This is a genomic window from Brucella ciceri (genome assembly GCF_041930145.1).
Lineage (GTDB): Bacteria > Pseudomonadota > Alphaproteobacteria > Rhizobiales > Rhizobiaceae > Brucella > Brucella intermedia.
In genome coordinates this window covers 107,787-122,860 of the sequence record NZ_JBHEEV010000010.1, presented here as the reverse complement: position 1 = coordinate 122,860, position 15,074 = coordinate 107,787, and the positions used below count along the sequence as shown (strand labels likewise).

Here is a 15,074-nt window from a genome sequence, read left to right as displayed (position 1 = left end):
CGCGGGGTGGAGCAGCCCGGTAGCTCGTCAGGCTCATAACCTGAAGGCCGCAGGTTCAAATCCTGCCCCCGCAACCAGTGTTGTTGAATAAGCCTCGTTACCAACCTAACGGGGCTTTTTCGCGTTTTGATCCTCCTTAGTCAAAAGCATAATCGCTCCCAATTCTTCGATATGCTCAATCTCTAATTCTCCCGTTTCGTCGGGTTGCAAGACGGATTGTGCTGAAGACGGCGCGGCAGAGCTGCTGCCGGTGCCGCGTCATCTGGGCGGCATTGAGCACTTTGATCCGCGCCGCGACCTGCTTGCGGTAGATTACGCGCGGGTCCGGACAGCGGTCGCGTGGTGTTCGCCGGAGCGATATAACCAGATAGCCGTTGCCTCGCGTGCCTTTCAGGTTCAAATAGGCGCCACGTCTGTCATGCGTGGAACGGGCATCGGCTTCCCCGCATGATCGATCATTTCATTGATGGAGATGCGTGATGCATTATTCTGCAGCTGCCGACCGTTATCAGTCGGATATGATCTATCGCCGCACTGGTCGGAGCGGTATCGATTTGCCAGCTATTTCACTTGGTCTCTGGCACAATTTCGGCGGTCGGGATGTCTATGAAAATGGTCGCGCAATCCTGCGCCGGGCCTTCGATCTAGGCGTGACCCACTTCGACCTCGCAAACAATTATGGACCGCCTCCCGGCTCAGCGGAAGAAAACTTCGGCCGCGTGATGGCCAGTGATTTTCGGCCCTATCGCGATGAAATGATCATCTCTTCAAAAGCCGGTTGGGACATGTGGCCGGGGCCGTACGGAGGCATTGGCGGCAGTCGCAAATACCTGATCGCCAGCCTCGACCAGTCGCTGAAGCGGATGGGGCTCGACTATGTCGACATCTTCTATTCGCACCGTGTGGACGCCACGACGCCGCTGGAAGAGACGATGGGGGCGCTCGCGCATCTGCACCGTCAGGGCAAGGCGCTTTATGTGGGGATTTCCAGCTATTCACCGGAACTGACGCAGAAGGCGGCCGCGATCCTGAAGGAAGAGCGGGTCCCGCTTTTCATTCATCAGCCCAATTACAACATGTTCAATCGCTGGATTGAAAATGGCCTGCTCGATACGCTTGGCGAGATCGGAACCGGCTGCATTGTCTTTTCGCCTCTGGCTCAAGGATTGCTGACCTCCCGCTATTTGAACGGAATTCCCGAAGGGGCGCGGGCGAATCAGGGCGGCTCGCTGAAGGCCAGTGCACAGAACGAAGAGCTGCTGGGCCGTATCCGGGCGCTGAACGCCATCGCGGAACGTCGCGGTCAGACATTGGCTCAAATGGCGATCGCCTGGACACTGCGCGACCCGCGTGTCACCTCTTCGCTGATCGGGGCAAGTTCGGTAACACAGCTTGAAAATTCGCTGGGTGCCCTGAAGGGGCTGGAATTCAGCGCCGAGGAACTGGCAGAAATTGACCAGTATGCGCATGACGGTGGAACCGACTGGTGGAAGAGTTCGACTTCGCTTTGATGTGTTAACGAAGAGCATGTTAAAGGCCGTACGCTCAGCGTGCGGCCTTTCGCGTGAATGGATGAATGCAATTCACGCGGGGCGACGTAATTGCTATAGGCCAACGAGGGCAAGGCAGTTGCCGTAGGAGCCTTTGGGGGAAAAGAATCAGGCCATGTCGCTGCGGTCGATAAAGGGCAGTTTGAAATATCCGCTGATCCGTGCCGGGCTGGAGGCTATCGCCTTTTCCGGTGCTGCGGCGCTTTTCCCTTCTGCCGGTGGACGTGGTGTCGTCTTCACGATGCATCACGTCAAACCGGAAGAGGCGACAGATCGGCTGGACCCGAACGCAATTCTCTCGATTACGCCACAGACGCTCGAAATGGCCATAGAAGCATCGTTGGAAGCGGGCCTTGTGCCCGTCCACCTGCATGATTTGCCGAAGCTGCTTTCCGAGCCCGATAATAGACAGAAGTATGTCGCCTTCACTCTGGATGACGGCTATCGCAACAATGCGGAATTCGCAGCGCCCGTGTTTGGACGGCATAATGTTCCTTACACGATCTTCATCACGACCGGTTTTGTGGAACGTACTCGATCCATGTGGTGGAGAACCAGTGCGGCTCTGGTAACGGAAGCCGACGGTTTCCGGTTCGACTTCGGCGGCGGTGCCGTTGATGTCCGCGCGCAAAGCCAAGGCCAGAAATCAGCTGCCTTCGCAAGGTTCGTCCAGTTCATGCAACATTTCGACGAAGACGAGGCGGTAGCCCGCATCGACGCAGCGGCGAAGATGGCCGGGGTCGATCCGATTTCTCTCGTCGACGAATCGGTGATGAACGCATCCGAACTGCATGACCTGGCCCGCGATCCGCTTGTGCATCTTGGGGCGCACACGGTCACTCACGTCAACCTGCGGCGCGTGGATGACGACAGGCTGGCAAGGGAGATTGCCGATTCGACCGCCTCGGTTGAAAACTATACCGGCTACAGGCCGCGATCCTTTGCCTATCCGTATGGCTGGAAGACGGCGGTCGGTGAACGTGAAATCGAAGTCGTTTCAAAAGCAGGCTTCGATGTGGGCGTAACCACGCAGCCTGGCGTGCTGCAGCAGCCCGGTGTGATGCCGGTCGCGGCCATTCCGCGTATTTCCCTCAACGGCTATTTTCAGAAGAAGCGCTATATCAAGGCGCTTCTTACGGGGCTGCCGTTCAAGCTGATCTAGAGCGGTTCCTGTTCTAACAGAATCGCCGGAACCGCTCTAACTATTTGTTTTATCGCATTATCCAACGCATCGAAGCGGGATAAGAAATCAGTCCAGTGAACTGATTTTCCCCGCGTAGACGCTTCGCACTTTTGCTGGAAATGCGCTAGCTGAAATCAAATGACGAGATGTCCTGAAAACACGAGAGGCCGCCTGTCGGCAGCCTTCGTAAAACCTGATTTGAGAAACTGGAGCGGGCGAAGGGATTCGAACCCTCGACCCCAACCTTGGCAAGGTTGTGCTCTACCCCTGAGCTACACCCGCTCGCGCCAGTCATTCCGGAACCGTTCGTTTCCGTCAGGCAGGCGCTATATGAACCAACGCTTCGCAGATTGCAACAGGGAAATTTGCTTCTTTGTGCAAGATATTTGCCTGTTCTTTCGCAAAGCTGTGGATGAAATCGGAGCCCACCGCGCCTGCAGCCCCATGACAGCCCCATGGTGCTTGCATCGCAACGGCGTGACGACGCGTCAAACTGGCAGGGAAACGCTATCATGCGCCAGTTTCCGCCTGCACTGGCAGTTTCATCACATGCGCATATTTGCGCGGATTGAAGCTCAGATAGAGCGGGCAGATGCTTGCGACCAGAATGAGGTGCATGATCCAGCCGGAAGCAAACGAGCCGGTCAATCCGTGCAGGAAAGCGGTGGCGGCCGGACCGAGAGCGGCGATCAGAAACCCCCCGCCCTGCATCATGGCGGTAAGCGCGCCTGCTTCCTCCGGCCTGGGCAGATGGTCGAGCGATGTAATCATCGCAAGGGCAAAGCTGCCGCCGAGACCCGCGCCGCAGATCGCCGACCAGAAGAACGGGGAAAGTTGCGGTGCAAAGGCAAGGCCAGCAAAGCCAACTGCCTGCATGGCCAATGTCAGCAACAGGAAAGGCCGGCGGTCGGTGCTGCGGCGGGCGAGCAAGGGCAGTCCAAAGGCCGCGAGCGCCTGCGCGACTGCCATCGCCGCGACGAGATTTCCGGTGGTGGACGCTGCAAGCCCCAGCGACTGGTAATAGGGAGCAAGCCACGCAACCATGGATGAATAACCCGCATTGACGAGGCCGAATGCAGCCATCAGCACCCAGGTGCGCGGGCGGCGCAGGAGATGACCGGTTATTCCGGATTTTTTGCCCGACGACGAGGTTTCGCGGAGAATGGGGACCGCTGCCAGCAAGGCGAGCACGGCGGGGAAGGCAAGCGCGGCGAGGGCGAACCGCCAGTTATGCTGGCTTCCCGCAAGCCATGGTGTCAGCCGCGCACCGAGCGCGCCGCCGCCCATGATCATGGCTGAGTAGAGCCCCGTCACCGGGGCAATGGTGGATGGGAAGCTGGCCTTGATGAGACCGGGCATCAATGCCTGAATCATAGCAACGCCCACGCCGCATAGCACGGCGGTCAGAACCAGCGAAATGCCATCCGACACGAAGCCGCGCAGGAGAGAGCCTGCTGCAAGAATGGCCAGCGCTGCAAACATGCTGCGGCGGGTCCCGAATAGCGTCTGGATGCGCGGGGTTGCAAAAGCGCCAAGACCCATCAGCATCATCGGCAGAAAGGTGAGCAGGGACAGGGCGCCGAAACCCATGCCCGTATCGGTCGCAATGTCTGAAAGCACCGGCCCCGGTGCAGTCAGGAACGGACGCAGGTTGAGGCCGATCAGGACGACGAGCGCAATAAGGGCAAAGCTTGCGGTGCGCCCGCCGCCGGTTGCCGGGTGGTTGGTAGTCTGCATGTTTCAGGCGCCAGTCTTATTCTTGCTTTCCCATAGCTGATAGAGTTCCGGATCGTTTTCCGGCGGGGAATGTTCGAAACTGATGCCGGTCTGTGCATGCAGAGGCTTGGCAAGTTCCGCGGCGATTTTCGCGGTCGAAAGGCCAAAAGGTTCGGCCTGCTCATTGGAATAGGCGAAGCGGATTTTTTCCACACCTGCCATGCGCATGGCGGCAAAGCACATGGGGCAGGGCTGGCCGCTGGCATAGACTTCGCAACCATCGAGGCGCGGCGATCGCAGCGCCTTTCCTGCCGCGCGCAGCGCCAGCAATTCTGCGTGCGCGGTGGGATCGCAATCGGCCTGCATACGGTTGACCCCGGTGGCGATGACTTCGCCGCCCTTGACGACCACAGCGCCAAACGGGCGTCCGCCTTGCTCAATATTGTCGAAGGCGAGCTTTATGGCCTGATCGAGAAATGTGCCGTCGCTGCTCATTTCGCGCCAGCCTTTTCCAGCAGGGCCACCATGGGCGCATAGCCACGGCTGCGGGCATGTCGGAGAGGCGTCACGCCGTCATTGTCGGCGAGATTGACGTCGGCACCGGCTTCGATGAGAAGCTTCACGATCTCGACATGGCGCTGGCCGCCATCGCCAAGCATGATGGCTTCAAGGAGCGCCGTCCAGCCGAGATTGTTGACGTGATCGACCTTCACGCCAGCCTCGATCAGCGTGCGCACCGTTTCGACATGCCCGCGTTCGGAAGCGGGAATGAGAGCCGTTCCGCCATAGCGGTTGGTGCTTTTGAGGTCTGCTCCATGCGCGAGCGTCATCTTGAGAATTTCGAGGTGTCCGCGCGCGCCCGCATAAAGATAGGGGCTGTCCTTGATGGCATCCCTGGCGTTGACGTCCGCCCCTGCATCGATGAGCGCACGGGCGACATCGATGTGGTTTGCGTGGGTTGCTGCAAGAAGCGCTGTCTCGCCATTTCTGCCGCGTGCTTCGAGATCCGCTCCTGCCTGGATGGCTGCTTTGACCGACGCCAGGTCGCCGGCTGCCGCGGCTTGAATAAGCGAGGTTTCGGCACGGGCTGCGGCATGGTGGCCGGGCAATGTCGGTTCGGTCATGACAACGGTCCCTGCAATCAATGCCAAGGCACTCAAGCTGAATATCGTTTGACGCATCGGCTGGTTCTCCTGCTTGTTGCGTTCATACAGGCCGGGTGACATATTTGGAAATTAAATGTTTAACTGCTATTCAGTGGCTTCATGAATATTGCTTTCAATCTCGATCTTTTGCGGGCCTTCGTGGCTGTCGTAGACAGCCGCAGTTTTACGGTAGCTGCTGCCCAGTTGCATTCGACCCAATCGACGATAAGCCAGAAGATCATCAGGCTGGAGGAAGCCGCCGGGCAGGCGCTTCTGGAACGTGTCCGGCATGATGTGCGTCCGACGGATGCAGGGGAAAAGCTGCTGGGCTATGCGCGCCGCATCCTGCAACTCCATGACGAGGCAGCCGCCGCGATGACCGGGACGGCGCTCACCGCCGTGTTCCGCCTCGGCCTGCCGGAAGATTTCGCCTCGCGGCTGGTGACACCTGCGCTGGCGCGTTTCATGCGCGCGCACCCAAACACGAAACTCGAGGTGACAAGCGGTCTCAGCCGTGATTTGCAGAAAGGTTTCGAGACCGGGGAATACGATCTGGTCATGGTGAAACAGAAGCGCGGCGAAACGGTCGGGACGATGCGCTGGCCGGAACCGCTTTCATGGCTGGAAAGCGCCGACTTCCCCGTGTCGCACGTCGATCCCCTGCCGCTTGTCGTGTTCCCGCCCAACGGGCTTTATCGCAGCGACATGATGGAGGCACTCGACCGGGCAGGCAGGCGCTGGCATGTGGTTTTCACCAGCTCCAGCCTGGCGAGTATCCAGAGCGCAGTTGCCGAGGGTCTGGGTGTCAGCCTGTTGCCGAAGCGTGTGGCGTTGCCCGGTCATCGTGTGGTGCCTGCCGCCGCTGGACTGCCCTCCGTCGAGCCGATGGAAATCGTCATACGTCACATGGACAATGGACCCGAACAAATCCGCCAGCTCGCCGCCATGCTGGCGGAAATCGTTGGCGAGTGAGAATCTCGAAGGGGTTGTCCCGCGTTATGTCCCTAAGGGCCGCCTTCACGGTTTGCGTCTTTTCGGGAGCCATCCACGAAATTTCCGGTCTTTTCCACGCGATTTAATTTCTGAAAAGCATAACCGTTTTCAGATTGACTGATTTTGTATCCAGGATATTGTGTCCAGAAAAGTTGGGAGGCTTTTCGATTGGCGGCTTTTGAATGGCGCAGTCAGACCCGTTTGCTGGACGAAGTGGCAGATGCACTTCGCGAGCGGATTTATGCGGGTGATTATGCGCCGGGCGCTATACTCAGGCAGGAACATATCGCGGCTGAATTCGGCATCAGCCGCACGCCCTTGCGCGAGGCTCTGCGCGTTCTCGAGCGTGACGGGCTGGTCATTCACCTGCCGGGGCGGGGTGTTCGTGTCGCTTCAGCCGATCTCACCCGGCTGATCGATGCCTATGCGGTGCGCGAAGTGCTGGATGGGGTCGCGGCGCGCTTTGCCGCCGAACGGGCAACGGATGCGGATATCGCCAGGCTGCGCGCGCATGTTGCGGGGCAGGGCGCGGTTGTCGATCCATGGGACCCGAAAGCCTATACCCAATCCAACGTCGATTTTCATATGGCGGTGATGAATACGGCGGGTAATGCTTCGCTGATCGCCTTCGTGCCGCTTCTGCGCATGACATCGCAGGTTTTTGCGCCGTCCTTTTCGCTGTCGGTGGATCGGGCGCGCGATGCAATCCGCGAGCATGGGGCCATCGTCGAGGCCATCGCTTCGCGCGATGGCGAGGAGGCCGAGCGGCTGGCGCGGGCGCATATCCGCGCAACCACGGCAAGGTTGGAGGCGGGAATGCCGCTTCGGGAGAACGAAAATGAAGCATGAGAACAAGACGGGAGGAGCCGGCTTGCTCCGTTATGGCAATTTCATCGCGGGCGAATGGCAGGATGCCGTTGGCGGCGAGCATATCACGCTCAAAAACCCTTCCGACGGCAGCGATCTTGCGTTGATTGCGCGCGGCACCAAGGCCGATATCGATCTGGCCGTTGCAGCGGCGCGCAGCGCACTTTCGGGCGACTGGGGCAAGTTGACGGCGACTGAACGTGGCCGAGTGCTGCACCGCATTTCTGAAGAGGTGTTGAAGAACATCGACCTCCTGACCGATCTGGAATCGAAGGATGTCGGCAAGCCGGTCACGCAGGCGCGTGCCGACGTGGTGGCGCTGGCGCGTTATCTCGAATTTTATGGCGCGTCCGCCGACAAGGTGCACGGCGACACGCTGCCTTATCAGAACGGTTTTACGGTTCTGTCGATCTATGAGCCGCACGGCGTTACCGGCCATATCATTCCGTGGAACTACCCGATGCAGATTCTGGGCCGCAGTCTTGGCGCAGCGCTTGCCATGGGCAATGCAGCCGTGGTCAAACCTGCTGAAGAAGCCTGCCTGACCATCTTGGAATTTGCGAAAATTGCCGAAAGGGCCGGCCTGCCGAAAGGCGCGCTCAATGTCGTGACCGGGCTTGGCGCGGAAGCCGGTGCGGCGCTCTCCGAACATCCGGACGTCAATCACATCTCATTCACCGGCTCCGTTCGTACCGGGGAAGCGGTTCAGGCTGCGGCTGCGAAGAATACGGTGCCGGTGACGCTGGAACTTGGCGGAAAATCGCCGCAGATCGTCTTCGCCGATGCCGATCTCGACCGCGCCTTGCCGTTTCTGGTCAATGCGGGCATCCAGAATGCCGGTCAGACCTGCTCGGCCTCGTCGCGCATTCTGGTCGAGCGCAGCATTTATGAAGAAGTTGTCGCCCGCATGAGCGAGCGCTACCGCGCATTGAAGGTCGGGCCAGCCAGCGCCGATCTGTCTGTCGGCCCGGTCGTGTCGCAGCGCCAGAAGGCGATTGTCGATGACTATCTGGCTCTTGCGAAAGAAAGCGGCCTGGCCATTGCCGCGCAAGGCGTGCTGGCGGAAGATGCGCCGGAAGGCGGGGCCTATGTCCTGCCAACGCTGATCCGCGATGTTCCTGCCGACCATCGTCTGGCGCAGGAAGAAATTTTTGGTCCGGTGCAGGTCATCCTGCCGTTCGACACAGAAGAAGAGGCCATCGCGATTGCCAATGGCACGCATTATGGCCTCGTCTGCGGTATCTGGACCAATGATGGCGGACGTCAGTTCCGCCTGGCGCGTGCCATCCATTCCGGTCAGGTGTTCATCAACAATTATGGGGCCGGTGGCGGCATCGAATTGCCCTTCGGCGGCGTGAAGAAATCCGGCCATGGCCGTGAAAAGGGCTTCGAGGCGCTCTATGGGTTCGCCTCGCTGAAGACGATTTCCGTGTATCACGGTTAAGGAGATTACAGTGTCGCTTGAAGGTAAGGTCGCGCTCATCACGGGAGCAGGTTCGGGGTTTGGCGAAGGCATGGCGAAGCGCTTTGCTGACGGCGGCGCAAAGGTCGTCATCGTGGACCGCGACAAGGCAGGCGCTGAGCGCGTGGCAGGCGAAATCGGCGAGGCGGCGCTGGCCGTTGCTGCCGATATCTCCAGGGAAGCCGATGTCGACGCGGCGGTGGAGGCTGCCCTGTCGAAGTTCGGCAAGGTCGATATTCTGATCAACAATGCCGGCATCGGCCACAAGCCGCAAAATGCCGAATTGGTCGAGCCGGAAGAATTCGACCGCATTCTCGGCGTCAACGTACGCGGCGTCTACCTGATGACCCGCAAGCTCATCCCGCATTTCAAGGGCAATGGCGAGGGCGTAATCCTCAACGTCGCCTCGACCGGCGCTGGTCGCCCGCGTCCGAACCTTGCCTGGTACAATGCCACCAAGGGCTGGGTGGTTTCGGTCACCAAGGCGCTCGCCATCGAGCTTGCTCCGGCGAAAATCCGTGTGGTGGCGTTGAACCCGGTTGCTGGTGAAACGCCGCTTCTCACCACTTTCATGGGTGAGGACACCGAGGAAATCCGTAAAAAATTCCGCGATTCCATTCCGATGGGCCGCCTGTTGAAACCCGACGATCTGGCTGAAGCTGCGGCTTTCCTTTGCTCGCCCGCTGCCTCTATGATTACCGGGGTTGCGCTCGACGTGGATGGCGGGCGTTCGATTTAGGAAAAAAGGCAAGGGGAGCCAAAGAGGAACAATGGGTAAGCTGCTGAAAGCCGGGCTGATAACAGCCGCGATGCTGGCATCGATCAACGGTGCATTTGCAAAAGACACGCTGGTGGTCGGCGAAGTGCTGGAGCCGCCAGGCCTCGATCCGACCGCCAACGCCGCCGCCGGCATCCGGCAGGTTACCTATGCGAACCTCTATGAAGGTCTGGTGCGCATTGTCGAGGACGGCACGGTGAAGCCGCTTCTGGCTGAAAGCTGGACCGTCTCCGACGACAAGAAGACCTATACGTTCAAGTTGCGGCAGGGCGTGAAGTTTCATGACGGCACGCCGTTCGACTGTCCGGTGGTGAAATTCTCCTATGACCGCGCCGTGGCTCCGGATTCCACCAATGCGCAAAAGGGACTGTTCGAGCCTATTGCGAGCACGGAATGTCCTGATCCCGCCACCGCCGTTGTTACGCTGAAGCGTCCGACCTCGAATTTCCTGTTCAATATGGGTTGGGGTGACGCGGTCATGGTCGCGCCCAATTCGGCTGCCGACAACAAGACCAAGCCGGTTGGCACGGGCCCGTTCAAATTCAAACGTTGGGTGCAGGGCGACCGCGTCGAGCTCGAACGCAACCCGGACTATTGGGGCGAACCGGCAAAGCTTTCCGCCGTTACGTTCCGTTTTGTGAGCGACCCGTCGGCTGCTGCCGCGGCCATCCTTGCCGGTGACATCGACGTCTTCCCGATGTTCCAGGCACCGGAACTCATCAGCCGCTTCAAGAGCGACGACAAGTTGCAGGTCGAAGTGGGTGATACTGCGGGCAAGGTCCTGCTGTCGCTCAACAATGCCACGGCTCCTTTCGACAACGTGAAGGTGCGTCAGGCGCTGGCCCACGCCATTGACCGCAAGGCGCTGATCGAAGGCGTTTATTCCGGTTTCGGCACGCCAATCGGCTCGCATTATGCGCCGGTCGATCCGGGTTATGTCGACCTGTCGGAAACCTATCCCTATGATCCGGCCAAGGCGAAGCAGTTGCTGGAGGAGGCTGGCGTTCCAGCGGGCACGTCGATCACCATCACGCTTCCACCACCGGCCTATGCGCGGCGCGGCGGCGAGATCATCGCGGCCATGCTGGCGGAGGTCGGCATCCAGGCCAATCTGGTGCCGATCGAGTTTGCGCAATGGCTGGATCAGGTGTTCAAGCGGTCGGATTTCGACGCGACGATCATCGCGCATACCGAGGCGCGCGATCTCGATATCTATGCCCGCGACAAATACTACTTCAACTACAACAACCCGGAATACAAGGCGCTCTACAAGGCCTATGCCGAGGCTGGTAGCGATGAGGAGCAGCTCGAACTCGTGAAGAAGCTGCAGGAAAAACTTGCTGCCGACGAGCCGAACATCTTCCTCTATGCGCTGCCGAAAATCGGTGTGTGGAACAAGAATGTGAAGGGCCTGTGGAAGAACATGCCGGTCCCGGCTGACGATCTGACGCAAGCCTATTGGGCGGAATAAACGAAGCATTTTCGAGCCAAAAGCGCGAAGCGGTTTTGGCTTGGATAATGCGTAGAAACAAGTAGCCGGAGCGGGTCCTATGCCCGTTTTGATTGGACACGCTCTGGCTCGCCCCGTCGCACGTTCGGCGGGGGACCAAATAGATGGCCGCGCACCCCATAAAAATAAGGGGAGGGCGTGCGGCGGATTGGAATGTGGAAAGCGGATTTCCGTCTTTTCAAGGAGGTCGTTTTGCTGGCTTACATTTCCGGGCGACTGGTTTCGCTCCTGCTTACGACGCTTGCGGCTTCCGTCATCGTCTTCCTGTTGATGCAGGTGCTGCCGGGCGATCCGGCGGCGGTGATCCTGGGCATCAATGCGCAGCCCGAGACACTGGTAGCGCTTCACAAGCAGCTTGGCCTCGACCAGCCGCTCTGGTGGCGCTACCTCACATGGATTGGCGGCTTTCTGAAAGGCGATTTCGGCACGAGCTATACCTATTCCGTGCCGATCAGCGAATTGCTCGGGCCGCGCATCATGGTCACCCTGCCGCTGGCGCTTCTGTCGATGGTCCTGTCGGTTGCGGTCGCCATTCCGGTCGGTGTCTATGCTGCTTCCAAGCGCGGCAAGACCGGTGATGTGCTCTCCATGGGCGTGGCGCAGGTCGGTGTCGCAATTCCGAATTTCTGGCTTGGTCTGCTTTTGATCCTGCTTTTTGCCTTGCAGCTTGGCTGGTTTCCGGCTTCGGGTTTCGCGGGCTGGGAAGGCGGGTTCTGGAATGGTATCCGTTCGCTGTTCCTTCCCGCATTGGCGCTTGCGCTGCCGCTTGCCGCCATTCTGGCCCGCGTAACCCGATCCGCCGTCATCGAGACACTGGGTGAGGATTTTGTGCGCACTGCCCGCGCCAAGGGCCTGACGCGCAAGGCCGCGCTCTGGCGTCATGCGGTGCCCAATGCGCTGATCCCGGTCGTTACCATCATCGGGCTGCAATTTTCCTTTCTGCTGGCGGGAACCATCATCATCGAAAATGTCTTCAATCTCCCCGGCCTTGGAAGGCTGGTGTTTCAAGCCATCGCGCAACGCGATCTCGTCACCGTGCAGTCGCTGGTGACGTTGCTTGCCGCTTCGGTGATTGCCGTCAATTTCATCGTCGATCTTGTCTATGGCTTCATCGATCCGCGCCTTTCGACGGGAGGCAGCCGATGAGCGAGGCGCAGGCTTTCCCGAAACCGGGCATATTCAAGACCATACTGACCAGCCGCAGTTTGGCCCTCGGCTCACTCATCACGATCATTCTTGTCGCGATGGCCGTCATCTCCTATGTCTGGACGCCTTATTCGCCGACGGCGATGAACTTCCGCGACAAGTTGCAGGGGCCGAGCCTCAATCACCTCTTCGGCACGGACAATTTTGGGCGCGATGTGTTCTCCATGATCATGGTCGGTGCGCGCAATTCCATCGCCGTATCAATCATCGCGGTGCTGGTTGGGGCCGGTATCGGTATTCCACTCGGGTCGCTTGCAGCGGCACGCGGTGGGCTGATCGATGGTTTCGTCATGCGCATGACCGATCTCGCCTTCGCGTTTCCAGCGCTTCTTACCGCCGTCATCATTACCGCCATTTTCGGACCCGGCGCGGTCAATGCGATGATCGCCATCGGCATCTTCAACATACCTGTGTTCGCGCGCGTCACACGCGGCGCATCGCTAGGGCTTTGGAAGCGCGAATATGTGCAGGCGGCGCGTTGTGCAGGGCGTGGCGATATATCGATCACGCTTTTGCATGTGCTGCCCAACATCAACCATGTGCTGATCGTGCAGGCGACGATCCAGTTTGCGCTGGCCATCGTCGCGGAAGCGGGCCTGTCCTATGTCGGGCTTGGCACCCAGCCGCCGATGCCGAGCTGGGGCAAGATGCTCAACGATGCGCAGACCTTCATCTATGATGCGCCATGGCTCGCCATCTTCCCCGGGCTCGCCATCACGCTCGCCGTGCTTGGCCTCAACATGCTGGGCGACGGATTGCGTGATGTGCTCGATCCGCGCGTCAGGAGGCAGAGATGACAACACCTTTGCTTGAGATGGACAATATGTCCGTCGAACTGCCCATCGGGCTCAAACTCGCGGAAATCGTGTCCGATATTACCCTGACGCTCAATCGCGGTGAACGCCTTGGCGTGGTGGGTGAATCCGGCAGCGGCAAGTCGATCACCGCCCTTGCCGCCATGGGCCTGCTGCCCGACCGGATGCGCGTGCGCGGCACGTTGCGTTTTGACGGCGAGGACCTTGCCGCCATGCCGGAAGCGGAACTCTGCAAGATGCGCGGGCGGCGCATGGCGATGATCTTTCAGGAACCGATGACAGCGCTCAATCCGGTCAAGACCATAGGCGCACAGATTGCCGAAGGACGCCGCCTGCATATGGGTGAGAGCCGCGCCGATGCGGAGCGTGAAGCGCGTCGGCTGCTTGATCGCGTCGGGCTGCCTGCGCCGCGCTTCAATCTCGAACTCTATCCGCACCAGCTTTCCGGCGGGCAACGCCAGCGCGTGATGATCGCCATGGCGATTGCCTGCGAGCCCGACCTGCTGATTGCCGACGAACCGACAACGGCACTCGACGTCACCGTTCAGGCGCAGATACTCGACCTGATGGACGAACTGATCGACGAGACCGGCACGGCCCTGATGCTTATCACCCATGACCTTGGCGTGGTTTCGGAAATGACCGACCGCATCGCCGTCATGTATGCGGGCCGCATCGTCGAGACGGGACGCACGGAAGCGGTGTTCAATCGCATGGCGCATCCTTATGCCCGCGGGCTGTTCCAGGCTTCGCCACATGGTGCGGCGCTGGTGCGCAGCCACGGCACGGGACGCCAGCGCCTCGCCGCTATCCCCGGCGTCGTGCCGGACCCGCTGGCGCGTCCGCCCTATTGTACCTTTGCTGACCGCTGCTCTTTTGTGCAGGCGGATTGCCGAAAGGCGATACCGCCGCTCGATTTCATCGGTGAGAACGACGGGATCGCGCATCGCGCCGCCTGTATTCATCCGCGAGACGGCGAGGTGCTCGCATGAGCAAGATGATCTTGCAGGTGCGCGATGTGGTGCGCGAATACCAGCTGCCGCGTCCGTCATTTTTTTCAAAGCCGGGCGCGTTGCGTGTCCTGCATGGGGTCAATGTTGAGATCGAAGCCGGGCAAAGCCTTGGCATCGTGGGTGAAAGCGGCTCCGGCAAGTCCACGCTGGCCCGCGCCGTCATGGGGCTGGAGCGTCCGCAAGCGGGACAAATTCTCATCAACGGGCAGGATATCTATGCGCTTGATCGCGCCGGCTTGCGTGAAGCGCGCAAGGGCTTTCAGGCGATCTTTCAGGACCCGTATGGCTCGCTCGACCCGCGCCATACGGTCAAGCGCATCATTTCCGAACCGATCGTATCGCTGGAAAGCGGCACCAGTGCCAAAGAGCGCGACGATCGCGTGGCGGAAGTGCTGGAAGCGGTTGGCTTGCCAAAGGCCTCGGCGGAAAAATATCCGCACGAGTTTTCGGGCGGGCAACGCCAGCGTATCGCCATCGCGCGCGCCCTGATCACCAAGCCCGCTTTGATCGTCGCGGACGAGCCGGTGTCGGCGCTTGACGTTTCCATTCAGGCGCAGGTTTTGAACCTGATGATGGATCTGCAGGAAAAGTTCGGCCTTTCCTATCTGTTCATCAGCCACGATCTGGGTGTCGTGCGCGCCATCACCGACCGCGTCGCCGTGATCTATCGCGGCAATATTGTCGAGCAGGGACCGACCAACGAAGTCTTCGACAATCCTCGACATGACTATACGCGGGCGCTGGTCGACGCCGTGCCGAAGCCGTTTTCCGGTCGCCGCAAGCGAGTGCGACGCCCAAGCTCCACACTGAAATTGCCTGAGTGATTTGAGGAAATC

General features: G+C 59.8%; 14 protein-coding genes and 2 tRNA genes. 12 read left to right on the top strand and 4 right to left on the bottom strand.

Translation table 11 applies throughout. From position 1 onward, the window contains the following. From JNC63_RS18230 to JNC63_RS18220, 3 genes are all read left to right on the top strand, one after another. Positions 1-77, top strand: a tRNA-Met gene (locus JNC63_RS18230). Between the two features lie 402 nt (positions 78-479). After that, a complete protein-coding gene (gene mgrA / locus JNC63_RS18225; protein ID WP_063881573.1) occupies positions 480-1,511 on the top strand; it encodes an L-glyceraldehyde 3-phosphate reductase in 1,032 nt (343 codons plus the stop codon). Between the two features lie 154 nt (positions 1,512-1,665). Beyond that, on the top strand, positions 1,666-2,712 hold the full coding sequence (locus JNC63_RS18220) for a polysaccharide deacetylase family protein (protein WP_063881572.1): 1,047 nt from the start codon (positions 1,666-1,668) through the stop codon (positions 2,710-2,712). Between the two features lie 228 nt (positions 2,713-2,940). Here JNC63_RS18220 and JNC63_RS18215 read toward each other — a convergent pair. The 4 genes from JNC63_RS18215 to JNC63_RS18200 form a co-directional block, all read right to left on the bottom strand. Further along, positions 2,941-3,015: transfer RNA gene (locus JNC63_RS18215), tRNA-Gly, on the bottom strand. Between the two features lie 228 nt (positions 3,016-3,243). Then, complete coding sequence (locus JNC63_RS18210; RefSeq protein ID WP_063881571.1) at positions 3,244-4,470, bottom strand: cyanate transporter; 1,227 nt, start codon at positions 4,468-4,470, stop codon at positions 3,244-3,246. A gap of 3 nt (positions 4,471-4,473) precedes the next feature. Next, positions 4,474-4,944 carry a nucleoside deaminase gene (locus JNC63_RS18205; RefSeq protein WP_006467640.1) on the bottom strand — a complete coding sequence of 157 codons (471 nt, stop codon included), beginning with the start codon at positions 4,942-4,944 and terminating at the stop codon, positions 4,474-4,476. Further along, positions 4,941-5,630 carry an ankyrin repeat domain-containing protein gene (locus JNC63_RS18200; protein WP_081255516.1) on the bottom strand — a complete coding sequence of 230 codons (690 nt, stop codon included), beginning with the start codon at positions 5,628-5,630 and terminating at the stop codon, positions 4,941-4,943. The genes JNC63_RS18205 and JNC63_RS18200 overlap by 4 nt, the downstream gene beginning before the upstream one ends. Positions 5,631-5,714: 84 nt before the next feature. On the opposite strand from JNC63_RS18200, the gene JNC63_RS18195 reads away from it, so the two are divergent. From JNC63_RS18195 to JNC63_RS18155, 9 genes are all read left to right on the top strand, one after another. Then, the gene (locus JNC63_RS18195) at positions 5,715-6,566 is read left to right on the top strand and encodes a LysR substrate-binding domain-containing protein (RefSeq protein ID WP_063881570.1); all 852 of its coding nucleotides are present in this window, start codon (positions 5,715-5,717) and stop codon (positions 6,564-6,566) included. A gap of 189 nt (positions 6,567-6,755) precedes the next feature. Then, entirely contained in the window at positions 6,756-7,436 is a 681-nt protein-coding gene (locus JNC63_RS18190; protein WP_063881569.1) for a GntR family transcriptional regulator, read from the top strand. Next, positions 7,426-8,898: an aldehyde dehydrogenase family protein gene (locus JNC63_RS18185; RefSeq protein ID WP_063881568.1), complete on the top strand. Its 1,473-nt coding sequence runs from the start codon at positions 7,426-7,428 to the stop codon at positions 8,896-8,898. The genes JNC63_RS18190 and JNC63_RS18185 overlap by 11 nt, the downstream gene beginning before the upstream one ends. A gap of 10 nt (positions 8,899-8,908) precedes the next feature. Continuing rightward, the gene (locus JNC63_RS18180) at positions 8,909-9,655 is read left to right on the top strand and encodes a glucose 1-dehydrogenase (RefSeq protein ID WP_006467635.1); all 747 of its coding nucleotides are present in this window, start codon (positions 8,909-8,911) and stop codon (positions 9,653-9,655) included. A gap of 31 nt (positions 9,656-9,686) precedes the next feature. Beyond that, the gene (locus JNC63_RS18175; RefSeq protein WP_063881567.1) at positions 9,687-11,165 is read left to right on the top strand and encodes an ABC transporter substrate-binding protein; all 1,479 of its coding nucleotides are present in this window, start codon (positions 9,687-9,689) and stop codon (positions 11,163-11,165) included. A gap of 231 nt (positions 11,166-11,396) precedes the next feature. Next, positions 11,397-12,350: an ABC transporter permease gene (locus JNC63_RS18170; RefSeq protein ID WP_063881581.1), complete on the top strand. Its 954-nt coding sequence runs from the start codon at positions 11,397-11,399 to the stop codon at positions 12,348-12,350. Further along, positions 12,347-13,207, top strand: a complete 861-nt coding sequence (locus tag JNC63_RS18165) for an ABC transporter permease (protein WP_006472197.1) — start codon at positions 12,347-12,349, stop codon at positions 13,205-13,207. The genes JNC63_RS18170 and JNC63_RS18165 overlap by 4 nt, the downstream gene beginning before the upstream one ends. After that, positions 13,204-14,217: an ABC transporter ATP-binding protein gene (locus JNC63_RS18160; protein WP_063881566.1), complete on the top strand. Its 1,014-nt coding sequence runs from the start codon at positions 13,204-13,206 to the stop codon at positions 14,215-14,217. The genes JNC63_RS18165 and JNC63_RS18160 overlap by 4 nt, the downstream gene beginning before the upstream one ends. Next, positions 14,214-15,062 carry an ATP-binding cassette domain-containing protein gene (locus JNC63_RS18155; protein ID WP_063881565.1) on the top strand — a complete coding sequence of 283 codons (849 nt, stop codon included), beginning with the start codon at positions 14,214-14,216 and terminating at the stop codon, positions 15,060-15,062. Before JNC63_RS18160 ends, JNC63_RS18155 begins: the two co-directional genes overlap by 4 nt. The last annotated feature ends 12 nt before the right edge of the window (positions 15,063-15,074 follow it).

Bases quoted from the DNA above. Each gene is read 5' to 3' on its own strand.
- mgrA (WP_063881573.1), top strand. From the start codon at position 480: ATGCATTATTCTGCAGCTGCCGACCGTTATCAGTCGGATATGATCTAT.
- JNC63_RS18220 (WP_063881572.1), top strand. From the start codon at position 1,666: ATGTCGCTGCGGTCGATAAAGGGCAGTTTGAAATATCCGCTGATCCGT.
- JNC63_RS18210 (WP_063881571.1), bottom strand. From the start codon at position 4,470: ATGCAGACTACCAACCACCCGGCAACCGGCGGCGGGCGCACCGCAAGC.
- JNC63_RS18205 (WP_006467640.1), bottom strand. From the start codon at position 4,944: ATGAGCAGCGACGGCACATTTCTCGATCAGGCCATAAAGCTCGCCTTC.
- JNC63_RS18200 (WP_081255516.1), bottom strand. From the start codon at position 5,630: ATGCGTCAAACGATATTCAGCTTGAGTGCCTTGGCATTGATTGCAGGG.
- JNC63_RS18195 (WP_063881570.1), top strand. From the start codon at position 5,715: ATGAATATTGCTTTCAATCTCGATCTTTTGCGGGCCTTCGTGGCTGTC.
- JNC63_RS18185 (WP_063881568.1), top strand. From the start codon at position 7,426: ATGAAGCATGAGAACAAGACGGGAGGAGCCGGCTTGCTCCGTTATGGC.
- JNC63_RS18175 (WP_063881567.1), top strand. From the start codon at position 9,687: ATGGGTAAGCTGCTGAAAGCCGGGCTGATAACAGCCGCGATGCTGGCA.
- JNC63_RS18165 (WP_006472197.1), top strand. From the start codon at position 12,347: ATGAGCGAGGCGCAGGCTTTCCCGAAACCGGGCATATTCAAGACCATA.
- JNC63_RS18160 (WP_063881566.1), top strand. From the start codon at position 13,204: ATGACAACACCTTTGCTTGAGATGGACAATATGTCCGTCGAACTGCCC.
- JNC63_RS18155 (WP_063881565.1), top strand. From the start codon at position 14,214: ATGAGCAAGATGATCTTGCAGGTGCGCGATGTGGTGCGCGAATACCAG.